Annotated in this window: 18 protein-coding genes; 2 read left to right on the top strand and 16 right to left on the bottom strand. The window is 53.3% G+C overall.

Going from position 1 to position 21,967, the window contains the following annotated elements; all coding sequences use genetic code 11:
* From pheT to EBAPG3_RS04430, 11 genes are all read right to left on the bottom strand, one after another.
* Nucleotides 1-2,385 carry a phenylalanine--tRNA ligase subunit beta gene (pheT, locus tag EBAPG3_RS04480; protein ID WP_040851239.1) on the bottom strand — a complete coding sequence of 795 codons (2,385 nt, stop codon included), beginning with the start codon at nucleotides 2,383-2,385 and terminating at the stop codon, nucleotides 1-3.
* Nucleotides 2,386-2,617: 232 nt separating this feature from the next.
* Entirely contained in the window at nucleotides 2,618-3,658 is a 1,041-nt protein-coding gene (gene pheS / locus EBAPG3_RS04475; protein ID WP_004174943.1) for a phenylalanine--tRNA ligase subunit alpha, read from the bottom strand.
* 91 nt (nucleotides 3,659-3,749) lie between these two features.
* Nucleotides 3,750-4,109 (bottom strand): 50S ribosomal protein L20, encoded by a 360-nt coding sequence (gene rplT, locus EBAPG3_RS04470; RefSeq protein ID WP_004174941.1) that lies wholly within the window; start codon nucleotides 4,107-4,109, stop codon nucleotides 3,750-3,752.
* Between the two features lie 12 nt (nucleotides 4,110-4,121).
* Nucleotides 4,122-4,319 carry a 50S ribosomal protein L35 gene (gene rpmI / locus EBAPG3_RS04465; protein ID WP_004174940.1) on the bottom strand — a complete coding sequence of 66 codons (198 nt, stop codon included), beginning with the start codon at nucleotides 4,317-4,319 and terminating at the stop codon, nucleotides 4,122-4,124.
* A 151-nt stretch (nucleotides 4,320-4,470) separates the two neighbouring features.
* Nucleotides 4,471-5,082 (bottom strand): translation initiation factor IF-3, encoded by a 612-nt coding sequence (gene infC / locus EBAPG3_RS04460; protein ID WP_081607225.1) that lies wholly within the window; start codon nucleotides 5,080-5,082, stop codon nucleotides 4,471-4,473.
* Between the two features lie 26 nt (nucleotides 5,083-5,108).
* Nucleotides 5,109-7,025, bottom strand: a complete 1,917-nt coding sequence (gene thrS, locus EBAPG3_RS04455; protein WP_004174933.1) for a threonine--tRNA ligase — start codon at nucleotides 7,023-7,025, stop codon at nucleotides 5,109-5,111.
* 560 nt (nucleotides 7,026-7,585) lie between these two features.
* On the bottom strand, nucleotides 7,586-8,590 hold the full coding sequence (locus tag EBAPG3_RS04450) for a PstS family phosphate ABC transporter substrate-binding protein (protein WP_004174931.1): 1,005 nt from the start codon (nucleotides 8,588-8,590) through the stop codon (nucleotides 7,586-7,588).
* Nucleotides 8,591-8,808: 218 nt separating this feature from the next.
* Nucleotides 8,809-10,170, bottom strand: coding sequence for a phosphoglucosamine mutase (gene glmM / locus EBAPG3_RS04445; RefSeq protein ID WP_040851230.1), 1,362 nt, complete (start codon nucleotides 10,168-10,170; stop codon nucleotides 8,809-8,811).
* 150 nt (nucleotides 10,171-10,320) lie between these two features.
* Nucleotides 10,321-11,094 (bottom strand): dihydropteroate synthase, encoded by a 774-nt coding sequence (gene folP / locus EBAPG3_RS04440; protein ID WP_051048903.1) that lies wholly within the window; start codon nucleotides 11,092-11,094, stop codon nucleotides 10,321-10,323.
* 152 nt (nucleotides 11,095-11,246) lie between these two features.
* A complete protein-coding gene (gene ftsH, locus EBAPG3_RS04435; RefSeq protein WP_004174924.1) occupies nucleotides 11,247-13,142 on the bottom strand; it encodes an ATP-dependent zinc metalloprotease FtsH in 1,896 nt (631 codons plus the stop codon).
* 160 nt (nucleotides 13,143-13,302) lie between these two features.
* Nucleotides 13,303-13,923 (bottom strand): RlmE family RNA methyltransferase, encoded by a 621-nt coding sequence (locus tag EBAPG3_RS04430; protein WP_004174923.1) that lies wholly within the window; start codon nucleotides 13,921-13,923, stop codon nucleotides 13,303-13,305.
* A 30-nt stretch (nucleotides 13,924-13,953) separates the two neighbouring features.
* On the opposite strand from EBAPG3_RS04430, the gene yhbY reads away from it, so the two are divergent.
* Nucleotides 13,954-14,304, top strand: a complete 351-nt coding sequence (gene yhbY / locus EBAPG3_RS04425; RefSeq protein WP_081607224.1) for a ribosome assembly RNA-binding protein YhbY — start codon at nucleotides 13,954-13,956, stop codon at nucleotides 14,302-14,304.
* 201 nt (nucleotides 14,305-14,505) lie between these two features.
* On the opposite strand, the gene greA is transcribed toward yhbY, so the two are convergent.
* The 5 genes from greA to EBAPG3_RS04400 form a co-directional block, all read right to left on the bottom strand.
* Nucleotides 14,506-14,982: a transcription elongation factor GreA gene (gene greA / locus EBAPG3_RS04420; RefSeq protein WP_004174920.1), complete on the bottom strand. Its 477-nt coding sequence runs from the start codon at nucleotides 14,980-14,982 to the stop codon at nucleotides 14,506-14,508.
* A gap of 105 nt (nucleotides 14,983-15,087) precedes the next feature.
* Nucleotides 15,088-18,312 (bottom strand): carbamoyl-phosphate synthase large subunit, encoded by a 3,225-nt coding sequence (gene carB, locus EBAPG3_RS04415; RefSeq protein WP_040851289.1) that lies wholly within the window; start codon nucleotides 18,310-18,312, stop codon nucleotides 15,088-15,090.
* Nucleotides 18,313-18,372: 60 nt separating this feature from the next.
* The gene (carA, locus tag EBAPG3_RS04410; RefSeq protein ID WP_004174916.1) at nucleotides 18,373-19,512 is read right to left on the bottom strand and encodes a glutamine-hydrolyzing carbamoyl-phosphate synthase small subunit; all 1,140 of its coding nucleotides are present in this window, start codon (nucleotides 19,510-19,512) and stop codon (nucleotides 18,373-18,375) included.
* Nucleotides 19,513-19,676: 164 nt separating this feature from the next.
* Nucleotides 19,677-20,486 carry a 4-hydroxy-tetrahydrodipicolinate reductase gene (gene dapB, locus EBAPG3_RS04405; protein WP_040851287.1) on the bottom strand — a complete coding sequence of 270 codons (810 nt, stop codon included), beginning with the start codon at nucleotides 20,484-20,486 and terminating at the stop codon, nucleotides 19,677-19,679.
* A 94-nt stretch (nucleotides 20,487-20,580) separates the two neighbouring features.
* On the bottom strand, nucleotides 20,581-21,288 hold the full coding sequence (locus EBAPG3_RS04400; protein ID WP_004174912.1) for an outer membrane protein assembly factor BamE: 708 nt from the start codon (nucleotides 21,286-21,288) through the stop codon (nucleotides 20,581-20,583).
* A 74-nt stretch (nucleotides 21,289-21,362) separates the two neighbouring features.
* Here EBAPG3_RS04400 and fur point away from each other — a divergent pair, with 74 nt between their 5' ends.
* Nucleotides 21,363-21,791, top strand: a complete 429-nt coding sequence (fur, locus tag EBAPG3_RS04395) for a ferric iron uptake transcriptional regulator (RefSeq protein WP_040851226.1) — start codon at nucleotides 21,363-21,365, stop codon at nucleotides 21,789-21,791.
* Nucleotides 21,792-21,967: the final 176 nt, after the last annotated feature.

The raw sequence follows: 21,967 nt of genomic DNA, 5'->3' as shown, positions 1-21,967 counted from the left end.
TCAATTACGCAGTCTGGCGCCAAACTGATTTTCCAGAATATTTATCAACTTTGTCATAACCAGGTCCACTTCCGCGTCAGTTAGTGTTTTTTGAGTATCTTGCAATAACACACGGAATGCAAGACTTTTTTTGCCATTTTCCATCCCCTTTCCACGATACACATCGAACAGGGAAATTTCCAGAATCATGGGTGATTTTTCCGCTTTCATACCATCCAACAGCGCCTGCGCGGCAACCTCCTCCGCCACCACCACAGCGATATCGCGTCGTATCAGCGGAAATTTTGATATCTCCGCAGCCATCGGCAGCTTTCTTGTCAGCAAGATGTCCAGATCCAATTCGAACAGTACCGCAGAATCAGGCAAACCAAGTTTTTGCCGCCAACGGGGATGAAGCTCTCCGACATAGCCGGCGATTCTTTCACCCAAACGGATTCGGGCCGACTTACCGGGATGCAGAGTGGGATGAGAAGCCACTTCAAAATGAGGCAGTGCCGGCCAGAATAATGCTTCGATATCCGCCTTCGCGTCATAAAAATCCACTCCGCGAGCGGAGATTCCCCACTGCTCGGCCATGGCGTCTCCATAGCTGAGTCCGGCCAGTTTCTCCGGCTGTGCGTAAGTCTCACCTTTTTTCAGGAAACAACATCCGATCTCGAACAGCCGCACTCTGGCTTGTTTGCGATTAAGATTGAATTGCAAGTTCGATATAAGGCCGCCAAGCAGGCTGCTACGCATCACATCCATCTGGCTGGATAGCGGATTTCTCAATGCCACCGGCGCTTCCTCCCCCGACAGCTCCAATTCCCATGAAGCATCCACGAAGGCATAGTTGATGACTTCCTGGTAGTCTCGTCCTATCAGAATCTGCCGCAATTGTGCCGGTGCGTGCATGGATTCAGGTGCGGGCAGCATGCGCAGATCCGCATGGGGAAAGGCTGCCGGGATATGGTTATATCCGTAAATGCGCGCCAATTCTTCAATCAGGTCTTCTTCTATGGCGAGATCGAAACGGTAAGTCGGTGGCACTACACGGAACACACCGGCTGTAGTGGAAAAATTGAATTGCAGGCGCCGTAGTATTGCGGCGGCCGTGGTCTCATCAAGCGTTATACCCAGCACTCTTCGCGACCGTTCCAACCGCAGATCAATCGGATTGCGTGACGGCAATTTACCCCTGACCTCGTTAATCGGGCCCGCCCTGCCGCCGCAAATATCGAGCACCAGGCTCGTGGCGCGTTCCATCGCATCGCGCGTGGCGGCAAAATCCACACCGCGCTCAAAACGGTGAGCGGAGTCGGAACTGAAACCCAGGCGGAATGATTTACCGGCGATCACCTCCTGACTGAAAAATGCACTCTCCAGAAACAGGCCGGTTGTGCCTTGCTGCACGCCACTTTCATTCCCCCCCATGATACCCGCGAGCGCCAGCGGCTTGGCCTCATCGGCGATCACGAGCATGTCGGGTTGCAAAACGAGGCCCTCACCATTCAGCAATTGGAGCGTTTCGCCAGATCCGGCATAGCGTACATGGATTGCACCCGTACCCGCATGCCCGCCCTCAATCCGGGTCAGGTCGAAGGCATGAAGCGGTTGACCGGTTTCCAGCATGACATAGTTGGTCACGTCCACCACCGCGTTGATCGTGCGTATCCCGCTACGCTCCAGGCGGCGAATCATCCATTGGGGCGTGGGAACGTCGAGGGATATTTCACGTACCACCCGGCCACAGTAAAGTGGGCAGGCGTCCGGCGCATCCACGTATACTGCCAGACTTTCGGCAATCCGATCCTGAACCGGTTCGATTTCAAGCGGGTTAAGAATTTCGGAAGTAATCGCCGCGACTTCCCGCGCTATTCCGGATAGTCCGAGGCAATCGGCACGGTTGGGTGTCAGCTTGAGTGTAATAAGGGTATCATCGAGCTCGTAATAATCGCGAAAGTCCACACCCGCTGGCGCATCACCAGGCAACAGCAATAAACCCGGCCCGGTTTCTTCCAAACCGAGTTCCCTGGCTGAACACAACATGCCCGTGGATTCGACTCCCCGTATCCTCGCCTGTTTGATGACAACCCCGGGCAGTTGCGCACCGACCAAGGCACATGGCACTTTTATTCCGGCGCGAACATTCATCGCACCACAGACGATTTGTAGCGGCTGGTTACTCGCGGCGGGACCCGCGTTCACTTGGCAAACATTGAGATGATCGGCATCCGGATGTTTTTCCACTGACAGAACTTCGGCCACCACCACCTTGTGGAAGACCGGGGCGACAGGCTCGGCGGCTTCCACTTCCAGACCCGCCATGGTCAGTGCTTGGGCGAGTTCGCGAGTAGATAATGGCGGATTAACGAAGGTACGAAGCCAATTTTCTGAGAATTTCATGAGCACCTGGGTTACCGCGAAAGAAACGGTTCATGTTCTATGGGTATTTCTACAAAAATCCGGGCCTGGTGGAATCTCCGCTCCGCGGATGCCCATCCGTCTGGCGATCACTTACGCTTGGAGTTATTTCCTAATTTGTCAAAGCACTCTTCCGCAACCCATGGGAAATTCTTGCGCCCACTGTTGATTAACCGGAACCGGATAAATGGGTAATACGATTGACTGAAGCGCTCTAATTGAACTGCTTAAGGAATCGCAAATCATTCTCGAAAAACAAGCGCAGGTCGTTCACGCCATATCTCAGCATCGCCAGCCGTTCCACTCCCATGCCAAAAGCGAAACCAATATATTTTTCACTATCTATACCGACATGCTTAAAAACGTTGGGATGCACCATGCCACAACCCAGGACTTCCAGCCAGCCTGTGTAGCTGCATACGCGGCAACCGCTACGGCACATCACGCACCCAATATCCATTTCGGCGGACGGCTCGGTAAACGGGAAGAAAGAAGCACGGAAGCGCACCGGCAAATCGTCGCGCTCGAAAAAGTGCTGCATGAAATCCGCCAGTACACCCTTTAGCGCCGCAAAATTGACGTTTTCATCCACCCACAAACCCTCCACCTGATGAAACATGGGCGTATGCGTCAGATCCGAGTCGCAACGATATACTCGTCCCGGCGCGATTACCTTCAAGGGCGGCTGGTTGCTTTGCATATATCGTATCTGTACCGGCGAGGTATGTGTACGCAGCAAATGCTCATGTCCATTATTTCCGTGGCACCCATCGTCGACATAGAAGGTATCGTGCATTGCCCTCGCCGGGTGATTTTCGGGAATGTTGAGTGCGGTAAAATTATAAAAGTCGGTTTCGATCTCCGGGCCCGACGCCACCGCAAAACCAATGGAATGAAACAATAACTGGATGCGCTCCAGCGTAAGTGTTACCGGATGCAAGCCGCCCATTCCCAATCCACGTCCGGGCAGCGTCACGTCCAATGCCTCGCCGATCAGCTGCGCCTCCATCTTTTTTTCCTGTATCGCATCACGACGGAGCTTAAGCGTTGCTTCCAGCGTTTCCTTTGCCTGATTAATGCGGCTACCCATTGCGGGCCGATCTTCCGGTGACAGTCTGCCCAATCCCTTCAGCAATTCGGTCAACCTGCCGTTACGGCCGAGATAGCATGCCTTGGCCTGTTCCAGTTCGACGGCGTCGTCTATGCCATTGAACAGACGAATGGCTTCGCTAAGGAGGGAATCCAGATTATTCATGAGAACGCAATAGGGGGCTCAGTTACACAAGAAAAAAGGAGGCAAGGCGTGATCTGCCTTTAGCCTCCTCCGTGGATCTCGCTACAACCGGCTATATGGCCAGGCTGGCCTTGGCCTGTTCAACTATCTTCACGAAAGCCGGCTTATCAAACACGGCAATATCCGCTAGCACCTTGCGATCCACTTCAATCGCGGCCTTCTTCAAACCATTCATGAATACACTATAGGATAGACCACATTCGCGCGCAGCGGCATTGATACGGGCTATCCACAAGGCTCGAAACTCACGCTTCTTCTGGCGACGATCACGGTACGCATACTGTCCCGCTTTCATCACCGCTTCCTTGGCTATGCGATAGACGTTTTTGCGGCGCCCGCGATAACCCTTCGCCAGATCCAGCACTTTCTTATGACGGGCGTGAGCCGTTACACCACGTTTTACTCTTGGCATGGCAGTCTCTCCTTAAGCGTAGGGCATCATGGCGCGCACGGACGCCACATCGCTGCAATGAACGCCGGTGGTACCTCGTAATTGGCGCTTGCTCTTCGTGGTTTTCTTGGTAAGTATGTGGCGCTTGAATGCCTGCGAACGTTTAACGCTGCCGCCGGCTCGCACTTTAAAGCGCTTTGCCGCACCACTCTTGGTTTTCATCTTTGGCATGACACGACTCCTGTTTTAATATGACGCCGGGTGTTTCCTGTTGGAACGCTTTTAAGACCCGGAAATCACTTGTTGTTCCACCCGGCACAGATTATCTGTGCCGGGCTCGCTGCTATCGACGCACCTGCCGCCAACCCTTCCTGGCGATTTCTTAGGGTGCCGGACCCGAATCTATTGCGGGCTTGGCCCCATCAGTCTCCGTCACCGCTTTCGGCTTCTCTTCCCTCGGCTTGGCTACTTTTATTTCCTTCTTCCGGGGAGATAACACCATTACCATCTGTCGTCCCTCCATTCTGGGGAACTGCTCCACCACTGCATGGGGCTCTAGATCATCCCTTATCCGTTCCAGCAAGCGCACGCCGAATTCCTGGTGCGCCATTTCACGGCCGCGAAAGCGCAGCGTAATTTTGGCTTTGTCACCTTCTTCCAGGAAACTGATCAGATTTCTCAGCTTGATATGGTAATCGCCGTCATCGGTGTTGGGCCGGAACTTGACTTCCTTGATCTGGACTTGTTTTTGTTTGAGCTTGGCTTCGTGTTTTTTCTTGCTTTCCTGATAACGAAACTTGCCGTAATCCATCAATCGGCACACCGGCGGCTGGGCGGTAGGCGCGATTTCGACCAAATCCACCTCGGCTTCCTCCGCCATACTATTGGCGACCGACAGAGAGACTACGCCTATCTGCTCTCCTTCCACACCAATCAAGCGCACTTCCGGCGCATTAATCTCCAGATTGATACGCGCTGCTTTTTCCTGAACTATAGTAGTTCCCCAAGTCTGTTAATAAATCAAGCCGCGCCGGCTCTGATGGATGCTTCCGCTTTCAGCCGCTCAATCAACGTCTGCAAAGACATCTGGCCGAGATTCGAACCCTCGCGGGTTCGCACGGAAACCATTTTCGCCGCCACTTCCTTGTCGCCCACTATGATCTGATAGGGCAGTTTTTGTAAACTATGCTCCCGTATTTTATAAGTTATTTTCTCATTTCTCAAGTCCGCATGCACTCGGATGCCATTGTACTTGAGTTCATCGGCCACTTTTCGGGCATAATCCGCTTGTCCCTCGGATATATTCAGCACCACCGCCTGATCCGGCGAAAGCCACAACGGGAGCGCCCCTGCGTGGTTTTCGATGATAATGCCGATAAAGCGCTCCAGCGAACCAAGAATCGCCCGATGGAGCATCACCGGCACGCGGCGGGAATTGTCCTCGGCAACGTATTCAGCGCCTAACCGCTCCGGCATGGAAAAATCCAGTTGCAGCGTGCCACATTGCCACACACGTCCGATACTATCCTTAAGAGAAAATTCTATCTTGGGTCCATAGAAAGCGCCTTCGCCGGGCTGCAAATCCCAATCGAGCTTTTTATGGTTCATTGCCGACTGCAATGCGGCTTCCGCCTTATCCCACTGTTCTTCCGAGCCAACACGCTTTTTCGGGCGGGTTGAAAGTTTCACCAGGATCTCGTTAAATCCGAAATCGGTATAGACTTTGTGTAACAAATCAATAAATCGCACCGCCTCATCCTGCACCTGGGATTCAGCGCAGAAAATATGCGCATCATCCTGAGTAAATGCGCGTACCCGCATGATACCATGCAGCGCACCCGATGGCTCATTCCGGTGACACGAGCCAAATTCCGCCAGCCTCAAAGGCAAGTCGCGGTAACTCTTTAATCCCTGCTTGAATACTTGAACGTGACCGGGACAATTCATTGGCTTGACGGCAAAGTCACGATCTTCCGAATGCGTAATGAACATGTTCTCGCGAAAGTTTTCCCAGTGACCGGAACGCTCCCACAAACCTTTGTCCAGCACTGATGGCGTACGGATTTCCAGGTAGTCATTATCGCGAAACACTTGCCGCATGTACTGTTCCACCTGTTGCCAGATGACCCAGCCTTTTGGATGCCAGAATACCATGCCCGGCGCTTCTTCCTGAATATGAAATAAATCCAGTTGTTTGCCGAGCCTGCGATGATCGCGTTTTTCCGCTTCCTCAAGACGGTGGAGATAGGCGTCCTGATCCTCTTTTTTCGTCCAGGCCGTGCCATAAATCCGTTGCAGCATTTCATTGTGCGAGTCCCCGCGCCAGTAAGCGCCCGCCAACTTCATCAACTTGAATACCTTGAGCCTTGAAGTCGTTGGTACATGCGGTCCGCGACACAAATCGGTAAAATTCCCCTGGGAATAGAGTGAAACATCTTCATCGCCAGGAATGGCCTCGATTATCTGAGCCTTGTAGTGCTCGCCCTGATTCTTGAAAAAATTAATGGCCTCGGAGCGCTCCCACACTTTGCGCTCCACTTTCAGATTACGCGCGCTGATTTCCGCCATGCGCTTTTCTATCGCCTCCAGATCTTCCGGCGTAAACGGACGCTTGTAGGAAAAATCGTAATAAAAGCCATCTTCGATCACCGGACCGATAGTGACCTGGGCTTCCGGAAATAATTCTTTCACCGCATGTGCCAGCAGATGCGCGCTGGAGTGGCGAATGATTTCCAACCCTTCCGGATCTTTCTCGGTAACAATGGCCAGATCGCTGTCGGTCTCGATGCGGCTGGATGTGTCCATCAATTTACCATTCACTTTTCCCGCCAGCGCGGCGCGAGCCAGTCCCGCACCGATCGACGCCGCAACTTCGCCCACCGTCACCGGTTGCTCATACCTGCGTTCCGAACCATCCGGCAGACGAATGACAGTCACAACTTCTTCCTTTCGTAAGGGTAGCCTAAGCTATCGAATATTCTCAAGATTCGCGGAAGCCAGCATTTCTCCGCACGACTCGTGCTGTGCAAGCCGCATTCTCCCATAGCTCTCATTGAGCGACAACTCAATGCACCAATCGGTGGCTGATCGAGACCTATAAATATCGTGACCAATGCAGCGCCGGTCGCACAAAAGCCCCGGAGAGGTCCCTGAGCTGACTGCAGAAAAAACAACGATTCCGCACGCTCCGTGAGCGGCATGCGGTCTTACTGCTACAGAAGGGCGTATCGAGAAGCCTGCCAGGTTATATTAAGAATGCGAAACGAAACATTTCCACAAGGGAATTGCCCTATTCTGATAAACCGGAGAAGACTAAGGAGAAAAGTTTGGGGAGACCCAAACAATATCACCCAGGGCAGTAATTTCTCGTCTGCTGGGATCGCCTGCCTTGCCTATATACGGAACCTCTGAATAGGTTTCCGTGATGCGATACTGCTGGCAAATCCGCAGATTTATTTAGAGTTTGGCCAGCTGGAAACCCATCGTTTTATGTGAAATTAAAAGCTGGCCTCACGCTTGAGCAGCTCCTCTATCTTGAGACCGACTTCCGATTGGCCTCCGAATACAGTCCCAATCTTCTTTTTGTTGAGATGCTCCAGATTGGTAGTATAGGCTTGAGCGGGTAGCGGAAAGAATTTAACTTCTTTAACCAGTGTCACCGCATTGTTCATATAAAACTCGACAAGCTCCTTGACTTCGGGCTTCTCCGCCGCCTTGACGTTGACGTAAATAAAAATTGGGCGGGACAAGGGCTGATAGCTCCCATCTTCCACTGTCTTGGCGGATGGGAGGATGCCGCCTTTGCCTCCATCAACAGCGATCGCTTTGACCTTCTTCTGATTTTCGACATAGTAAGCGTAACCAAAAAAACCGAGTGCGTTCTTGTCGCTTGCCACTCCCTGCACCAACACGTTATCGTCCTCGGATGCGGTAAAATCGCCACGGCTTGATTTAGCCTTGCCGACAATAGCTTCCGTAAAATAGTCGAAAGTACCGGAATCCGCACCCGCACCGTAGAGTTTCACCGGCTCGTCGGGCCATGCCGGATTTACCTGATTCCATTTCATGATTTTGCCCTGTGCGGCCGGCTCCCAGATTTTCTTTAACTCTGCGACAGTGATGGTTTTGCTCCAATCGTTTTTCGGGTTTACCACCACTGTCAACGCATCAAACGCTACTGGCATTTCGACATATTGCACACCGGCTGCTTTGCAGTCGTCCATTTCTTTTTTCAGGATGGGACGCGATGCATTGGCAATATCGATTTCCCCACGGCAAAATTTCTTGAAACCGCCGCCGGTACCCGAAATGCCGACCGTTACTCTGATTTTACCCTTCTTGGCTATTTGAAAATCTTCCGCCACCGCTTCGGTAATGGGATAAACGGTGCTGGAGCCGTCTATTTTCACAACCCCGCTGGCTCCCGCCACGCCGGTGGCGCCGGCTAAGATGCCCAGTACGGCCGATATCCCAAGTATCTTTCCAGCAGGCAATTTTAACATTTCATTCTCCATTTTATTGATCAGATACCACGCGTGCACAATATGACCATATTAAGTCATCAATATTACGGTTTTGCGACATTGCCACTACCCTGCGTGTGCGACTCATCGATGTGCGTTGCCGAACAGTTGAGCCATGAAAGCAATATGAGTCGCAAAATTGCGGGCCACGCCTGAGGAGCGCATGTTATTGAAACCATCAATCCCAGCGTAATTTCCTAACCCGCCGCGGCACTCCGCACAACATCTGCAATTTTTTCCGCCCAGTGTTCAACCTTCTGTTTGGACTCACCTTCCACCATGACTCGTATCAGTGGCTCGGTGCCTGATGCGCGGAGCAGTACACGACCGTTGCCGTCCAAATCGCGTTCAGCTTGCGCCTGTGCCATTTTTATGGACATATTAGCGCGTGAATCGAATCCTTTGGGAACCTTGACGTTGATCAACTGTTGCGGATAAAGCGTTACACCTCGCGTAAGCCCCGCCAAAGTCTTGCCGGAATCACGTAGGGCATATAATACTTGCAATGCGGAAATAATACCGTCACCCGTGGTGTGCTTGTCGGTGCAAATGATATGACCCGAACCTTCTCCGCCCAGCTGCCAACCTTCTTTTTGCATGAGCTCCAATACATAACGGTCACCAACGTTAGCACGGGCAAAGGGGATATTTAATTTCCTCAAGCCATTCTCGACCGCCAGATTGGTCATCAAAGTTCCCGCCACACCCCCCTTGAGCAATCCCTTCCGCAGGCGGTGTCCGGCAATAATGTAAATAAGCCGGTCACCGTCGTAGAGCGTACCTTTACTATCAACCATGACTACCCTATCGCCATCGCCATCAAGCGCAATACCGATATCAGCCCGATGCCGTTTGACAGCCTCCCGCAGCGTGGCACTATGGGTGGCGCCGCATTCATGATTGATATTGAGGCCATCGGGTTGCACTCCAATGGCAACAACATCCGCACCCAGTTCATGCAACACGTGCCCGGCGATTTGATAAGCCGCCCCGTGGGCACAATCGATCACGATGCGCAGGCCGCGCAGATCGAGATGATTTGGAAAGGTGCTTTTGCAGAACTCGATATAACGCCCCCTTGCGTCATCGACACGCCGGGCTTTGCCGAGTTGGGCCGAAGGCATCGATCTGATGGGAGCATTCAATCCGGCCTCTATCTCGCGTTCGATGGCATCGGGCAATTTGCTGCCCGCGGCGGAAAAGAACTTGATACCATTGTCCTCAAACGGATTATGTGAAGCGGAAATGACAATACCCGCCTGCAACCTCAACGCGCGGGTGAGATAAGCCACTGCGGGTGTCGGAGTGGGTCCGGATAACAGCACATCCACCCCGGCTGCGGACAGTCCCGCCTGCAGTGCCGATTCCAGCATGTACCCTGATATGCGTGTGTCCTTTCCAATCAGAACTGCCGGACGCTCACCCTTGGACAAATGCCAGTCGGAGGAAGCCAAAACCTTGCCTGCGGAATAGCCGAGATGCATAACGAACTCCGGTGTGATAGGTATCTCTCCTACACGCCCACGCACCCCGTCAGTGCCAAAATATTTTCTCGTCATAGAAAATTCCTTAAATGGTCAAAATTGAATGGGAGCGCGCGCATGACGTTCACGTCGCTGTTTGCGAACACATGATCTTTCATATGCCGTCGGATACATGGACATGAAACGAACCGCTGGCTGTTTTTTAGTGGTCGTATCTCTGAAGTGCTAAAACATGTTTACCGTTTCATAAACTGCCAGCGCATCCCTGGTTGCTTTTACATCATGTACACGCAGAATTCTAGCGCCCTTGGCTCTCGCCAGTAAAGCCGCAGCAACACTGGCATGAATCCGGTCACCCACTTCAGTGCCGGTGATCTTTCCCAGCATGGATTTACGCGATAACCCCACCAGCACCGGCACACCCATATCCATGAATCGATCAAGATGGCGCAGTAATTCGATGTTATGGTCCAGAGTCTTGCCGAAACCAAACCCAGGGTCTATTACCAACTTCTCGCGTGGTATACCCGCGGCCTGCGCGGCATTCAGGCGCTGCAGCAAGAAATCCTTTACTTCCGCTACCACATCATCATAGCGAGGATTAACCTGCATGCTGAGCGGATCACCCCGCATGTGCATCAGACACGCTGCGACGCCGCCCTCCACAATCGCCTTAAGCGCGCCGGGCGCCCGCAGAGCATTTACGTCATTAATCATTACCGCACCGGCCTCTATTGCCGCCCGCATAACTTCCGGCTTGGATGTATCCACCGAAACGGGTATGTTCATACTCGTTAAGGCCCGCACTACAGAAATAATACGATGCAATTCCTCTTGCACACCTATCGGAATGCCGCCGGGACGAGTGGATTCACCCCCGATATCGAGCAAATCCGCGCCTTCTTCAATGAGACGCGCCGCGTGGCGCAGAGCACTCTCGGTCGAAGCATACAAACCGCCGTCAGAAAAAGAATCCGGTGTTACGTTGATGATCCCCATGACCAGAGGGTGGCGTGAAACGAGATTTTGAAATTGCCTCAAGGAAAAGGAAAAACAAAAAAGGTTTGTTGACGAGGGAAAAGGCAGGACTGGAGCATGCACAAAAATAAAGCGGGACAAGCCCGCCTTATTTGTTTCGCGTCCTCTCTAGCTCAAACTTCCTGAGCCGGAGTCGCTGCTGTTGCCGGTGCCGCCGGAGGCGTATTGTCTTTCGGCGGTGGAGGCACAGATTTGGTAGGCTTGGGCGGCCGCGGCGCACGACCTTCCATAATGTCACCAATCTGGTCGGAATCTATGGTTTCCCACTCCAGCAGGGCTTTGGCCATGACTTCGATCTTGTCGCGGTTTTCCTCAATCAGCTTACGTGCCAAGCCATACTGGCCGTCAATGATGCGACGAATTTCTATATCTACTTTCTGCATGGTGGCTTCGCTTACGTTCTTATGCGTCGTAACGGAGCGGCCGAGAAAGACTTCTCCCTCATTCTCTCCATATACCATTGGACCAAGGGAATCGGACATGCCCCACTGTGTGACCATGCGCCGGGCCATCTCGGTGGCACGTTCGAAGTCGTTAGATGCACCTGTCGTCATCTGCCCCATAAACACTTCCTCGGCGATACGTCCCCCGAACAGCACGGCGATGTTCTGCAGGATCTCCTCGCGATCCATGCTGAAGCGGTCTTCCGTCGGTAATTGCATGGTCACGCCCAGCGCGCGCCCGCGTGGAATGATGGAAACTTTATGCACCGGATCGGTTTTAGGCAGCAATTGCGCCACCACGGCGTGGCCGGACTCATGATAGGCTGTGTTCCGGCGTTCGCGTTCCGGCATCACCACAGAACGGCGTTCCGCACCCATAAAAATCTTATCCTTGGCACGCTCGAAGTCGTCCATATCCACGAGCCGTTTATTACTCCGTGCCGCGAATAGCGCTGCCTCATTTACGAGATTAGCAAGATCGGCACCCGACATCCCGGGCGTACCACGCGCGATGATTTCGGCATGCACATCGGGTGCGATCGGCACCTTGCGCATATGTACGTGCAATATCTGCTCACGCCCCCGTATATCCGGTAGCGGCACCGTTACCTGCCGGTCGAAGCGACCAGGGCGCAATAGCGCCGGATCGAGCACGTCGGGACGGTTGGTGGCCGCAATAACAATCACCCCGGCAGTTCCTTCAAAACCGTCCATTTCCACCAATAACTGATTCAATGTCTGTTCGCGCTCATCGTTACCACCGCCCAGACCGGCGCCCCGCTGACGGCCAACCGCATCAATCTCATCAATGAAGATGATGCAAGGGGCATGCTTCTTGGCTTGCTCGAACATGTCTCGCACCCTTGCCGCACCTACACCGACAAACATTTCCACGAAATCGGAACCGGAGATACTGAAAAACGGAACCTTGGCCTCGCCCGCGATGGCGCGCGCCAGAAGCGTTTTACCGGTACCGGGGCTTCCAACCATTAAAACGCCGCGGGGAATGCGCCCCCCCAGCTTCTGGAATTTACTGGGATCGCGCAGGAACTCCACCAGCTCCGAAACTTCCTCTTTGGCTTCCTCGCAACCCGCCACATCGGCAAACGTCACTTGATTGGTGGATTCATCGAGCATGCGTGCCTTGCTCTTTCCAAACGAGAACGCACCACCGCCCCGACCTCCACCCTGCATCTGGCGCATAAAGAAGATCCATACGCCGATGAGTAACAGCATCGGAAACCACGAAACGAAAATATTCATCAGTAGCGACGGCTCTTCTTCCGGCTTGGCGTCGATAATAACACCTGCCTTGAGCAGGTCGCTCACCATCCAGGGATCGGAAGGCGTATAGGTGGTAAATCGCCTGCCATCGGATTTGGTACCTTTCAGCGTACGGCCTTCGATGGTTACTTTGGCGATTCTACCCTGCTTCACCTCTTCGATGAATTGGGAATATTCCATCGGCGCTTGTGCTGTTTGCCGGGTGCTGAACTGGTTGAACACTGTCATCAGCACCAAAGCAATCACTAGCCAGATGGCCATGTTTTTAATGAGATTGTTCAAAATAGCTCCTTGGCTTGCGCCGTCAAAATCCTTGAGTGTTTCATTCTAAACCCATTTCAGGTTTTATAATAGCGAATAGCATGGATAATGCCGCCACAGCCGCCCTGTAAAGTAAAATATAAAATATCCGCCAGCGTATCTGGCTCCATCATGAAAGTGGTTAACCCCGCTTACCCAGGCCTAGCAAATAAATCTCGCTGCTGCGCCCACGGGACGCTTCCGGCTTTCTCGTTACCACCCGGTCGAATCCAGTCCGCATGGCCCTTAAGAAGTCCTCAAAACCCGAACCCTGAAACACTTTGACGAGAAAATTACCGCCAGAGTTCAATTGTTCCAAGGAGAACTCCAGAGCAAGCTCGGCTAGATACATGCTGCGCGCCTGATCACTGACTCCTATGCCACTTATATTAGGTGACATATCTGAAATTACAAGATCAGGAGGATACTTCCCCAGTTCTTTTTTCAGTTCCGCCAAAATGCACGCTTCGCCGAAGTCTCCCCTGATGAACGTAACTCCCGGCAGCGGCGCCATATCAAGGAGATCCAGCGCGATTACTTTTCCCTTCCCGCCCAGCTTCTCCGCCGCCACCTGTGACCAGCCACCCGGGGCCGCACCCAAGTCCACCACCGTCATGCCTGGCCCGAGCAAGCGATCGCGCCTGGCGATTTCAATCAACTTGTACGCAGCACGTGAACGATAACCCTCTTTTTTTGCCTGCTGGACAAAAAAATCATTCACATGCTCTTTCATCCAGGCTTTACTGGTTTTGGCGCGCTTCATCGCGTAAAATGACAATTTCCGAGAAATCTCATGTTAGCCCTTACACTCGATAATCGACGCGCGCTCCGGGCACTTGCCCATACCATCAGACCGATTGTCCGGATAGGCGCGGAGGGTTTGTCGGAAAATGTCATGCGTGAGTTGGATCGAGGACTCAAAAGCCATGAGTTGGTGAAAATCAGAGTGTTCAGCGATAGTCGGGAAATAAGGAACGTACTGCTCGAGGAAATCTGCCATCGCCTTGAAGCGGCACCGGTGCAGCACATCGGCAAGATACTGGTAATCTACCGTCCCAAACCCGACGAAGTTGTAAAACCGACTACCGCTGCATTCCGTAGAAAAAGAGAACCACGCCGAACCAAACGCAGCTTTCAAACGTGATATACGATCGTAACCGATGAGTCCAATTCTATTGGGCCCGGCAGCCTGCCGGACAAGAATCAAAGCAAAAAATAGCTGGGCGAAAATAGGTTTTTGATGATTTAAAAGGCTAAAGTCACTCCATTGGCCAAAAAAGCGGTTGAAACAGGGACCCAGCCCCAACACTTTTTGCAGCCGATTTCCTTTAAGTCCGACAGGCTGCTAGATATATCTCACATCAAGAATCTCATACTCCCGTACCCCACCCGGCGCCAGGACTTCGGCTATATCCCCGGCGTACTTGCCAATGAGGGCGCGAGAGATAGGGGAACTGATGGAAATTTTTCCCTCCTTGATGTCGGCTTCATCGTCGCCGACAATCTGGTAAGTAACCACCGCGTCATTGGCCATGTCCTGCAGATCGATCGTTGCGCCAAATACACAAGCGCCACTGGCATCCAGCAACGCGGGATCGATGATTTGAGCATTGGAAAGTTTACTTTCCAATTCGGCAATACGCCCCTCGATAAAACCTTGCCGTTCCTTGGCTGCTTCATATTCGGCATTTTCTGAAAGATCCCCGTGGGAGCGGGCTTCCGCAATCGCAGCGATTACAGCGGGACGCTGGACGGTTTTCATCTCCTGCAATTCGGCACGCAGTTTCCCCGCACCTATCACGGTCAATGGAATTGTACTCATGGCCTGTTACCACCTTCCTGTATTGTATACGATGTCATCGGCAGGCTATTCCGCAGGATTGCGGCATGACGAATCCGATGAGATTGACAGTAAATCACTTCTTCATTAAGCCACGCCGGCCGGCACCACCGCTGGTGCATGCAATTCCTGCAAGCGATAGGCCTGCAACTCTCGTATGTTCGCCATACCGATGCACGCGGCGCGCGCCCCCGCCAATGTGGTGTAATACGTAACCCTTGCCTGCAACACGGCATGGCGGATCGAATAAGAGTCTTGAATTGCGCTGCGCTTGTCTTCCACCGTGTTGATAATCAAATTCATTTCCCCATTCTTGATCATATCCACGATATGGGGACGACCTTCCGCCACTTTATTTACCGGCGTGACCGCCAGTCCTGCTTCGATCAGCACCATTGCGGTACCACGAGTAGCATAAAGGGTGAATCCAAGTTCCGCAAGATTGCGCGCGATTTCCACCACCCGGGGCTTGTCCGACTGGCGCACGCTGATGAAGACCTTGCCAGCGCTGGGTAGTTTGACTCCAGCGGCCAGCTGCGACTTGACGAATGCTTCGGCAAAAGTATGCCCTACGCCCATTACCTCGCCCGTCGATTTCATTTCGGGCCCGAGTATGGTGTCCACGCCGGGAAATTTGATAAAAGGGAATACCGCTTCCTTGACTGAATAGTAGGAAGGAATCACCTCTTCCGTGACAGCCTGGCGGGCAAGCGTCATTCCGGTCATACAGCGGGCGGAAATCTTTGCCAGTTGCAATCCCGTGGCCTTGGACACGAAAGGAACGGTGCGCGAAGCCCTCGGATTGACTTCCAGCACGTATACCGTATTGCCCTGAATGGCGAATTGCACGTTCATCAAACCCACCACTTTAAGTGCGCGCGCCATTGCCGACGTCTGACGGCGCAACTCATCCTGCAGTACAGGTGAAAGACTGAAGGGTGGCAGCGAACAGGCGGAATCCCCCGAGTGCACGCCAGCCTGCTCAATGTGTTCCATGATTCCGCCAATCAGCACGCTCTCTCCGTCACAAATCGCATCCACATCCACTTCAATGGCATCATTGAGAAAACGATCCAGCAACACGGGTGAATCATGCGAAACCTTCACCGCCTCGCGCATATAACGCTCCAGGTACATCTGCTCGTGGATGATTTCCATGGCACGTCCTCCCAGCACATAGCTGGGACGCACCACCAGCGGATATCCGATTTCATTTGCGGCGGCGAGAGCCGCTTCCGGAGTGCGTGCGGTACGATTCAATGGCTGCTTCAGCCCGAGCTGGTGCAACATCTTCTGGAAGCGCTCGCGATCTTCGGCACAGTCAATCATGTCGGGACTGGTACCAATTATGGGCACCCCATTGGCCTCGAGATCGCGTGCGAGTTTCAGCGGCGTCTGCCCGCCATACTGCACAATGACACCCAGCGGCTTCTCCACCGCGACGATTTCCAGCACATCCTCCAAGGTCAGCGGTTCAAAATACAGCCGGTCGGAAGTATCGTAATCGGTCGAAACGGTTTCGGGGTTGCAGTTGACCATGATGGTCTCAAAACCGTCCTCGCGTAGAGCCAGTGCCGCATGGACACAGCAGTAATCGAATTCGATGCCTTGCCCGATGCGATTAGGCCCGCCACCCAGCACCATGATTTTTTTTCTGCCGCTGGGCAACGCCTCGCATTCCTCCTCATAAGTAGAGTACATGTAAGCGGTACGGGTAGCGAACTCGGCGGCGCAGGTATCGACCCGCTTATATACCGGACGCAGGCCGAGTTGATGACGCCTGGCGCGCATCGCAACCTGGGTGGTATTCATCAGCTTCGCCAGGCGCTGGTCGGAGAAACCGCTGCGTTTCAGGTTGCGCAACATCTGCGGATCAAGCGTATCCAGCGTTTTACCGGCAAGAGACTGCTCCTGTTTCACTAAATCGTCGATCTGCGCCAGAAACCAGGGATCAATGTGTGTAAGCTTGTGAATTTCATCCAATGCCATGCCGCAACGAAACGCGTCAGCCACATACCAGATTCGCTCCGGGCCGGGATCGCCCAATTCGGTTTCGATAATCTCAATATCGGTTGTCTTCTCGTCCAGCCCATTGACGCCGATTTCCAGTCCACGCAGAGCTTTCTGCAGCGATTCCTGGAATGTGCGCCCTATCGCCATGACTTCGCCCACCGACTTCATCTGGGTGGTAAGGCGGTCGTTGGCCTGGGGAAATTTCTCAAATGCGAAGCGCGGTATCTTGGTGACGACATAGTCTATTGTCGGCTCGAACGAGGCTGGCATCGCCCCGCCGGTAATGTCGTTCCTGAGTTCATCCAGCGTGTAACCCACTGCAAGTTTCGCCGCAACCTTGGCAATGGGAAACCCGGTTGCTTTCGAAGCCAGGGCGGAAGAACGCGACACGCGCGGATTCATCTCGATAACCAGCATGCGGCCATCTTGCGGATTCACCGCAAACTGTACGTTGGAGCCGCCGGTTTCCACACCGATTTCGCGCAGCACCGCAATCGATGCGTCACGCATGATCTGGTATTCCTTGTCTGTCAGTGTCTGAGACGGGGCAACAGTGATGGAATCACCCGTATGGACACCCATTGGATCGAGGTTTTCGATGGTACAAACGATAATGCAATTATCTTTCTTGTCACGTATCACTTCCATCTCGAACTCTTTCCAGCCGATCACTGATTCTTCGATCAGCAATTCCCGCGTGGGCGAGGCTTCCAATCCACGCTCGCAAATGCCAAGAAATTCCTCGCGGTTGTAGGCGATTCCGCCGCCGCTACCGCCCATGGTAAATGACGGGCGGATAATAGCGGGGTAGCCCACCATGGCTTGTACCTGCAGCGCCTCCTCCAGGCTGTGCGCGATGGCGGACCGCGCGGAACACAACCCGATTCTGTTCATGGCCTGCTTGAATTTTTCACGATCCTCGGCCTTGTCAATCGCCTCACGAGAGGCGCCAATCAATTCGACACCATATCGTTTCAGCACGCCATTCTTTGCCAGGTCGAGCGCGCAATTCAACGCCGTCTGCCCACCCATTGTCGGCAGCAACGCATCGGGACGCTCGACGGCAATGATTTTTTCCAGCATAGGCCAGATAATCGGCTCGATATATGTCGCATCGGCCATTTCAGGATCGGTCATGATAGTGGCGGGATTCGAGTTCACCAGGATGACACGATAGCCCTCCTCCCGCAGCGCCTTGCATGCCTGCGCGCCGGAATAATCGAATTCACATGCCTGGCCGATGATAATGGGCCCCGCACCAATAATGAGGATGGAATTTATGTCGGTACGTTTAGGCATAACCGCAGCGAAGCATAAATATGAAACCAGCATGCCTTGCGCACGCCTCATATTCACATCTCACCTTTTTCCCTCCATCAAACCGATAAACTTGTCAAACAAATAATCCAGATCGTGAGGTCCGGGACTGACCTCGGGATGCCCCTGAAAGCAGAATGCGCGTCGGCCGGTCAGCTCAAACCCTTGCAGGCTGCCATCAAACAACGACACATGCGTGACTCTTGCATGCTTTGGCAGCGTCTCGATATCTACCGCGAAACCATGATTCTGACTGGAAATCATTACCCTTCCGGTATCCAGGTCCTGCACCGGATGGTTGGCGCCATGATGGCCAAATTTCATCTTGATGGTTTTGGCGCCACTGGCCAGTCCCAGCAATTGATGTCCCATGCAAACACCAAAAATCGGCACCTCTTTTTCAAGCAATTTCCTGGTGGAAGCGATGGCGTAGTCGCAGGGCTCCGGGTCGCCGGGTCCATTGGAAAGAAACACTCCATCGGGTCCGGATGCCAGAATTTCATCCGCGGATGTCCGCGCGGGAAATACCGTCACCCTGCAGCCACGCTGCGCCAGCTTGCGAAGTATATTGCGCTTGATCCCAAAATCGAGTGCAGCAACATGAAAGCGCGAATTCTCCTGAACTTGATAGCCGCACCCTAGCCTCCATTCACCTTCATTCCATTCATAAGGCTGATCACAACTCACCACTTTCGCAAGATCCATTCCGACCAGTCCGGGAAATTCCCGGGCGTGTTCCAGCGCTTCAGTCTCATTGGAACGACCCGTCATGAGACAACCGGCCTGGGCACCCTTTTCCCGCAGAATGCGCGTAAGCTTGCGGGTATCAATATCGGCTATCGCCACGACACCTTGCTGCTCGAGATATTCCGGCAAAGTCCGGGTTTGCCGCCAGTTACTGGAAAGCAGGGGCAGATCACGGATTACCAGACCGGCGGCATATACCCGCTCGATCTTGCCGGATTCAACGTCGTCGGGATTAGTACCCGTATTGCCGATATGCGGATAAGTCAGCGTGACAATCTGCCTGCAATAGGAGGGATCAGTCAAGATCTCCTGATAACCCGTCATGGCGGTGTTGAACACCACCTCACCCGTACTGATACCTTCCACGCCGATGGATGTGCCGCGAAAAATGGTACCGTCGGCGAGCGCGAGAACGGCATGCGGGCGTTGTAACACGGGTGGCTCCTGAAATACGACAAGGCGTGGAAAACGGGGCAAGCTGTCGCCTGTCCCGTTTCATAAGCCTTGAATTATACGTCCAAAAGGCCCATGCTTCAATGCAATGCGGCGGTACGGCCGGAAACGTTAAACAGTTTTATCTGCCAACCGGATTCGCTGAACTACTCGCGCAACCCTAGCACGTCCTGCATATTGAACAAACCGCTTTGCTTGTCCGCAAGAAAGCGGGCAGCGCGCAACGCACCCTCGGCGAATGTCGCGCGACTGCCCGCTTTATGCGAAATTTCGATGCGCTCGCCAGTACCGGCGAACAGCACCGTATGATCGCCCACAATATCCCCTCCGCGCACAGTGGCAAAGCCAATGGTGGCGGGCGCCCGCTCACCCGTATTGCCTTCGCGCCCATAAACGGCGACCTCCGAAAGATTTCTGCCAAGCGCTTTTGCGATCACTTCACCCATGTGCAGCGCAGTACCGGAAGGCGCATCGATCTTGTGGCGATGGTGCGCCTCTATGATTTCGATATCGTAACCCTCGTTCAGCGCCTTGGCTGCCACTTCCAGCAACTTGAACGTAACGTTCACACCCACACTCATGTTAGGTGCAAATACGATGGCAATGTCTTTGGATGCTGCCTTGAGATCTTCTTTTTGTTGCGCCGAAAAACCGGTAGTACCGATAACCATTTTTACGCCCAGCGGGCGGCACACCGCAAGATGCGCGAGCGTTCCTTCAGGACGAGTAAAATCAATCAGTACATCGCTTCCAGGAAGCGCAGCGGCAATATCATCGATAATAGCAATATTGCAAGGCGAGCCAATCAATTCCCCGGCATCCTTTTTCAGATAGGGACTCCCTGTCCGCTCCAGCGCGGCAGACAGCCGCATATCCGGTGTCCGCGCAACCGCTTCCAGCAGAGCGCGCCCCATGCGGCCCGAGCTTCCGGCAATGGCAATATTCAGTGTCATCATCTGTATTCTAAAGTTTTTATGGATCAGCGTGCCGAGCTTGACAAATGAGTGAAAAATGAGCGGCAAATCACCGAACTTTGTATTAGGCCAGCCTCTACTCTTTCGGTTGATCCGCTTCCCTGCTTCCCCTGTCTTCCGCCTGTGAGGGCATTTGTCGGGAGACTGCCGGCCTCGATTCCGATGAAGCTGGAGATTTGCTCACCAGCGAAGTGTCGCTGGATGCCGAAACACTGTTCGAAGCCGGGATACCTCCCGGCGAAATGACGCTCAAAGCGGGCACATCACCCTCTTTAGCGACGGACCGGGCAGCCTCATCATCTATTGGCTGACGCAAGATCGCGGCCTGCGCGGGAGGTGCCTGCCTTAGACTGGACATCTCCGGCTCCCGCAGCGCGGTGGCATCAACCGGGACTGGAGTACTTTTTTCCATGTTAGCGATGGGACTGGTTGAATCAACTGGCCGAGGTGGAGCAAAAGCAATGGTGGGTGAAAAGCTGCCGCCCACACGCACGACCTTGTCGTGCTCGAAAAACACCGTCAGTTGCCGCTGCTCAACCAGATTACCTTTTTGCTCAAGGCGATAAACATAGTCCCACCGGTTATCGTGAAAAACATCACTAATCATTGGCGAACCCAGCGCGAAGCGCACCTGCGAACGGGTCATGCCAGGTTTTAGTTTGTCCACCATTTCCTGGGTAATCACATTCCCCTGCTGAATCTCGATTTTGTAGACCAGAGATGGAACAGACGAACATCCGGCGAGCAGTTGCAAAACAAGCAACGTGAGTATTTTCGCGCGCATCGCGGCAGCGTATGTTTCCAAAGCAGACTTAACGTTATATGATACAGCAAATCACTTACAGGATGGTTATAGCCATGAGCAAGCCGAACGACCTTAAAACCATGGGCCTGAAGGCCACGCTACCGCGGCTTAGAATACTGGGACTGTTTGAAAACAGCCCCGTACGCCACCTATCGGCGGAAGATATTTATAGAACACTCATCAGCGAAGGCGAGGATATTGGTCTTGCTACTGTTTATCGAGTGCTGACACAGTTCGAACAGGCGGGTTTGCTTGAACGCCACCACTTCGAGAGTGGCAAGGCGGTGTTTGAGCTCGCCAGCACTACTCATCACGACCACTTGGTATGTCTGCAATGCGGCCGCGTGGAAGAATTTTATGATGCGGAAATTGAGAAGCGTCAGATTAGAATTGCCAAGGATCGCGGCTTTACCATACACGAGCACTCCCTGGCACTTTACGCGGATTGCACAAAGCCAGCTTGTCCACATCGGAAAACATAAGAAAAGGGATAAAAAGACGCTGGATCTTGCCTGATTCCACTTCCTCCCTCATCGCGGAAATCCATTCGATTAACTTGCTGTGATCTCTCCCATCGCGACCGTGCGTGGATATCAATGCCGCTTGCTTCGCTGTCAAGGGGTTGACCAAAGATTGGCTAACCGTTACTGTTCAGTGT

Origin of the sequence: Nitrosospira lacus, assembly GCF_000355765.4 — a bacterium.
Taxonomy (GTDB): domain Bacteria; phylum Pseudomonadota; class Gammaproteobacteria; order Burkholderiales; family Nitrosomonadaceae; genus Nitrosospira; species Nitrosospira lacus.
This window is presented reverse-complemented; position numbering and strand designations above follow the sequence as displayed.

Excerpts from the sequence above, each read along its gene's own strand:
- pheT (WP_040851239.1), bottom strand. The coding sequence starts at position 2,385 with ATGAAATTCTCAGAAAATTGGCTTCGTACCTTCGTTAATCCGCCATTA.
- pheS (WP_004174943.1), bottom strand. The coding sequence starts at position 3,658 with ATGAATAATCTGGATTCCCTCCTTAGCGAAGCCATTCGTCTGTTCAAT.
- rplT (WP_004174941.1), bottom strand. The coding sequence starts at position 4,109 with ATGCCAAGAGTAAAACGTGGTGTAACGGCTCACGCCCGTCATAAGAAA.
- rpmI (WP_004174940.1), bottom strand. The coding sequence starts at position 4,319 with ATGCCAAAGATGAAAACCAAGAGTGGTGCGGCAAAGCGCTTTAAAGTG.
- EBAPG3_RS04450 (WP_004174931.1), bottom strand. The coding sequence starts at position 8,590 with ATGTTAAAATTGCCTGCTGGAAAGATACTTGGGATATCGGCCGTACTG.
- glmM (WP_040851230.1), bottom strand. The coding sequence starts at position 10,170 with ATGACGAGAAAATATTTTGGCACTGACGGGGTGCGTGGGCGTGTAGGA.
- folP (WP_051048903.1), bottom strand. The coding sequence starts at position 11,094 with ATGGGGATCATCAACGTAACACCGGATTCTTTTTCTGACGGCGGTTTG.
- EBAPG3_RS04430 (WP_004174923.1), bottom strand. The coding sequence starts at position 13,923 with ATGAAGCGCGCCAAAACCAGTAAAGCCTGGATGAAAGAGCATGTGAAT.
- yhbY (WP_081607224.1), top strand. The coding sequence starts at position 13,954 with ATGTTAGCCCTTACACTCGATAATCGACGCGCGCTCCGGGCACTTGCC.
- greA (WP_004174920.1), bottom strand. The coding sequence starts at position 14,982 with ATGAGTACAATTCCATTGACCGTGATAGGTGCGGGGAAACTGCGTGCC.
- carB (WP_040851289.1), bottom strand. The coding sequence starts at position 18,312 with ATGCCTAAACGTACCGACATAAATTCCATCCTCATTATTGGTGCGGGG.
- dapB (WP_040851287.1), bottom strand. The coding sequence starts at position 20,486 with ATGATGACACTGAATATTGCCATTGCCGGAAGCTCGGGCCGCATGGGG.
- EBAPG3_RS04400 (WP_004174912.1), bottom strand. The coding sequence starts at position 21,288 with ATGCGCGCGAAAATACTCACGTTGCTTGTTTTGCAACTGCTCGCCGGA.
- fur (WP_040851226.1), top strand. The coding sequence starts at position 21,363 with ATGAGCAAGCCGAACGACCTTAAAACCATGGGCCTGAAGGCCACGCTA.